Genomic DNA, 2303 nt, shown 5'->3' on the forward strand with positions numbered 1-2303 from the left:
ACCAATTTATTGCAACCGCAGTAGGACAGCCTTAAGTCCGACAGGCTGCTAGCCTCCGGGAATTTGCTTTTCACGCTTTGCCTTGAATATGATAAGAATTAATGAAAGGTGTTTGGACCGTCCCAGCGCAAGCAGGAGGCTGCGTGAAAAGCCTATTTTTTTATCTGAAAAGTCTTTGTTCGTACCCGGGATTTAAACAATATCCTCACGGACTCAGTCTGCTTTTACTGTCCGGCTTTTCAGCCTTTGCTCTTGCAGAAGAAACGGTAGACAGGCCTGCCGACCTCAGTCTCACCCAGGTCATTGCGCCTTTGTTTTTTGTCATTGTGCTGATTTTTGCCCTGGCCTGGATCGTGAAGAAACTGAATATAGGCACACCCACGGCAGGTCAGGGGATAAAAGTGGTTTCCAGCATTCCGGTTTCCAGTCAGGCCAGAGTCTGTCTGATTCGAATTGGCGAAAAGGATATCCTGCTGGGAGTCACCAATCAGCAAGTCAGTCTGATTCATACGTTTGACGAATCTCCCTTGCTGCCTGATAAGAAGGAAAATCAGCAGGATTTTGCTGTTCAGTTCAAAAACCTGCTGAAAGGTGGCAGCTCGAAATAAGCTACTTCCCTTCTCTTGCTCATGTCATTTTTCACAAGAACGGTTGGTTCCCGATCCTCGAAGAGTGTTGAATGAATCTCTGGAGTGGGTGTCAGTATCAGGATAATGAGCAGAGTAATAGAATGTGCCTGATACAGACTCATAACGTTTTTTCAGTCGACGTCCCCTGGGCCCGGCCTTGTAGTACTCACCACGAATGAGGATACGATACAAACCTTCTTTGTCGTACATATCAGGAGTCCATTCGACGGTAGCAACACCAGCTTGCCATTTGAACCGGGTAGTCCAGTCGTCATCTGTAGCAATCGTATCCCATAGTCCTGTACAGTCATCCTTCCTCTGCACATAGAAAAAACTATCAAGATCCATTCCCGATCTTGGGTGTGATGCAATGTAACGAAGCTTCAATGACTGGCCTGAGTGAATATTACTCTGATTATCAGTCACCACCTTTCCGAATAGAGCATCATATTTTTCCAGAACATCCTCCATATGGACATCGTCGTACAGATAACTCAAATCCAACGGTGTCGCTTCATCCACAGGTGGTGGCTCTTTTTTGCTCAATTGCATGTAAAGACTGGAAAAAGCCTGCAACATGGCACTCAGCTCCCAAGGACCGTATAAAGTGGAGGCTCCCTCGTAATGCTGTTTAGAGAACTCCTCTGCTGTACTCAAATAACTGGCATAATCGTTGGAATACCCGGCGATTACAATATGTCTCAAGGGAATACCGGAAAGTTCTGACAACCTCTTTCGAAGCCTTCTCCCCGCCATGACTGTCGGTTCAACGGGCAATGCAGCAATCTGAAAATTCCCCAGCTGAGCCAGCATTAAAGGCAAGACTTCGGGAACCCAGGGCTGATTAATAACTTCCCGATGCATGTTACCCGAGGGAAATACATCATTGAAATAATGGAAGTTTTTTTCACTTCCCAATGACAGCATGACCGGTTTGGGTCTCTGACATCTCAGTTCTTCTTCTGACGGAGAGGTCAGAAAATCGGTGATTTTTCTTATCCACCATTGCTCATTTTTTCGGCCTTCATAAGCCCCCAGTATTAACCTCACCAGAAAAGGTGACCGGCCATCTTCTGTGCCTGCAGCAAAACTATACCCCATAGCTGGATTGCAGGTTTTTACCAGCTCTGGCTGTCCCGAATATTCTTGCCGGACTTCATAGTTGGAAAAATCCACCCAGTTTTGCACCGACACAATGGGTCCAAAAACTTTCCTGCCTCTGGCATTAAACAGTTCCAGGGCTTTTTTAAACTGTCTTTGGCCGATTTCCCTGACACTTTCATCCGGAGTTTTACCCGGTCCGGTGCCATCAAGATTCAGGTTAGGCGTCATATCCCCAGCGTTAGATTGAGGAAAGGCTGCAATGAATGAAGCCACTCCCCAGTTGTACTTTGCATGACGTTCAAAAGCCCAGCTGGCATAGCCTTTGTTGTCACTGCTTAATAAATGATTGCTGCCAGGATAGGAGACTGCATGGGTGGCAAACCAGGTGATGGCACCTAATGGTTGACCACCCCGGGTAAACCTGAGTTGCTGAACAATCCGGTCGATAGAGTCCTTTTGGCTGGCATCCACATTATTTTCATAGGCCGACAAAGAGCGATTGCGGCTGGCATTGTCCAATAACCCGGTTTTCATCCAGATCTCAGAAGGAGCGAGGTCTTCATGGGCCAT

General features: G+C 46.9%; 2 protein-coding genes. One reads left to right on the plus strand and one right to left on the minus strand.

Annotated features, from left to right (window positions below):
• The first annotated feature begins 143 nt into the window (after positions 1-143).
• Complete coding sequence (gene fliO / locus KDK19_RS20795) at positions 144-608, plus strand: flagellar biosynthetic protein FliO (RefSeq protein ID WP_257274794.1); 465 nt, start codon at positions 144-146, stop codon at positions 606-608.
• A 24-nt stretch (positions 609-632) separates the two neighbouring features.
• On the opposite strand, the gene KDK19_RS20800 is transcribed toward fliO, so the two are convergent.
• Positions 633-2303, minus strand: a 1671-nt coding sequence (locus tag KDK19_RS20800) for a neutral/alkaline ceramidase (protein WP_257292858.1), incomplete at its 5' end; no start/stop codon positions are given.

The organism is Endozoicomonas sp. ONNA1, assembly GCF_024606325.1.
In the GTDB taxonomy this organism is placed as follows: Bacteria; Pseudomonadota; Gammaproteobacteria; order Pseudomonadales; family Endozoicomonadaceae; genus Endozoicomonas_A.